Below are 1,939 nucleotides of genomic sequence, written 5' to 3'. Positions count from 1 at the left end.
CAAAAAGGAATGATCATGCGACCTTCTGGACGAAAGCTTGATGAAATGCGTTCGATTTCTATCGAAACAGGCGTAACCAAACACGCTGAGGGTTCATGCATGATCCGATGTGGCGATACGCATGTCCTGTGTACTGCGACCCTAGAACCACGCGTCCCGCCATTTATGCGCAATTCAGGGCAAGGTTGGGTGACAGCAGAATATGGCATGCTTCCGCGCTCCACATCTTCGCGTATGCGCCGAGAGGCCACCGCCGGCAAACAAGGTGGACGTACTATCGAAATTCAACGCCTAATTGGCCGTTCGTTGCGCGCTGGCGTTGATCGCGTCGCCCTTGGTGAGCGTCAAATCACGGTAGATTGTGATGTCATTCAGGCCGATGGAGGAACACGTTGCGCCGCCATAACCGGTGGTTGGGTCGCACTTAGGCTTGCGGTCAATAAGTTGATCAAAGCAGGTGACATTACGACGGACCCGCTCATCTCCAACGTTGCTGCAATCTCATGTGGCATCTACGCGGGCCAGCCCGTGCTCGACCTCGACTACCCCGAAGATTCCGAAGCAGGCGTAGATGGCAATTTCATCATGTTGGCCAACGGCCAAATGGTCGAAACACAGATGAGTGCCGAAGGATCAACATATTCGCGTGCGCAACTTAGCGAACTCCTCGATCTTGCTGATAAGGGTATTTCGGAGTTGGTAGCCGCTCAGAACGCGGCCATTGCCGGATGAGGCTGTTTGACGGCGATAAGCTTGTGCTCGCGTCACATAACGCGGGCAAGTTGCGCGAGATAGGGGCGCTCCTCACGCCGTTTGGCGTCGACGTCATATCGGCTGGTGATCTAGGGTTCGATGAGCCTGAAGAAACCGAAGATACTTTTGCGGGTAATGCTCGGATAAAGGCACACTACGCTGCTCAAAAGTCAGGGCTTCCAGCGTTATCCGATGATAGCGGGATTATGGTCGATGCACTTGACGGCGCACCGGGCGTTTATACTGCCGACTGGGCAGAAACGGCAAATGGCCGTGACTTTCCTATGGCGATGGAAAAAGTCTGGAACTTGCTGGACGCTAAAAATGCGCCATCGCCGCGAGTGGCTAGATTTTGCTGCACATTGTGCCTCGCGTGGCCTGACGGACATGACGAAGTGTTCGAAGGTACGGTAGAGGGGCATCTGGAATGGCCAATGCGTGGCGATCTAGGGTTTGGGTTTGATCCAATCTTTGTTCCAAATGGTGAAACGCAAACTTTCGCAGAAATGGACCCATCCAAAAAACACGCAATGAGTCACCGATCAGACGCATTTTCAAAATTTGTAAAGGGGCCCTTTTCGGGGCGGGCATAGAACCTCATGGAAGATTGGCAAAATGGCGGGTTCGGGATCTATTTTCACTGGCCGTTCTGTCAGTCCAAATGTCCCTATTGCGACTTTAATTCTCACGTTTCTGGATCTGTGGACCAAGATGCATGGGGAGATGCATACCTCTGCGAAATCGACCGCGTAGCAGCCGAAACATCTGGACGGCTGGTCCAGTCAATTTACTTCGGCGGTGGAACCCCATCGCTCATGGCCCCATCTCTGGTTGCGAAAATTCTGGACCGTGTGCGGCTTCGATGGTCACTAACAAATGATGTTGAAATCACACTGGAGGCAAACCCCTCATCCGTTGAAATTGCAAAGTTTAGAGATTTTCGCTCAGCCGGTGTAAATCGCGTCTCACTTGGCGTTCAATCACTGCGCGATGACGATCTTCGCATGCTCGGTCGCATGCATTCAGTGTCCGAGGCAAAGACCGCGATAGACGTCGCGCAGTCGGTCTTTGAGCGCACGTCATTTGACCTTATTTATGCGCGACAAAACCAAGACTTAATGGCATGGGAGGCCGAATTGGCTGAGGGTCTTGCCTTAGCCAATGGACACCTCTCACTCTACCAACT

Annotated in this window: 3 protein-coding genes; all 3 read left to right on the top strand. The window is 52.8% G+C overall.

Annotation, left to right across the window (positions count from 1 at the left end; all coding sequences use genetic code 11):
* The first annotated feature begins 15 nt into the window (after positions 1-15).
* On the top strand, positions 16-732 hold the full coding sequence (gene rph / locus ACTG34_RS13660) for a ribonuclease PH (protein ID WP_439105422.1): 717 nt from the start codon (positions 16-18) through the stop codon (positions 730-732).
* The gene (gene rdgB, locus ACTG34_RS13655; protein WP_439105421.1) at positions 729-1,346 is read left to right on the top strand and encodes an RdgB/HAM1 family non-canonical purine NTP pyrophosphatase; all 618 of its coding nucleotides are present in this window, start codon (positions 729-731) and stop codon (positions 1,344-1,346) included. The genes rph and rdgB overlap by 4 nt, the downstream gene beginning before the upstream one ends.
* A 6-nt stretch (positions 1,347-1,352) precedes the next feature.
* Positions 1,353-1,939, top strand: a 587-nt coding sequence (locus tag ACTG34_RS13650; RefSeq protein WP_439105420.1) for a coproporphyrinogen-III oxidase family protein, incomplete at its 3' end; no start/stop codon positions are given.

The organism is Celeribacter marinus (assembly GCF_965656515.1).
GTDB classification, from domain to species: domain Bacteria; phylum Pseudomonadota; class Alphaproteobacteria; order Rhodobacterales; family Rhodobacteraceae; genus Celeribacter; species Celeribacter marinus_D.
The sequence above is the reverse complement of the archived record's forward strand: the minus strand, read 5'-3'. Positions and strand labels throughout refer to the sequence as shown.

Bases quoted from the DNA above. Each gene is read 5' to 3' on its own strand.
- rdgB (WP_439105421.1), top strand. From the start codon at position 729: ATGAGGCTGTTTGACGGCGATAAGCTTGTGCTCGCGTCACATAACGCG.
- rph (WP_439105422.1), top strand. From the start codon at position 16: ATGCGACCTTCTGGACGAAAGCTTGATGAAATGCGTTCGATTTCTATC.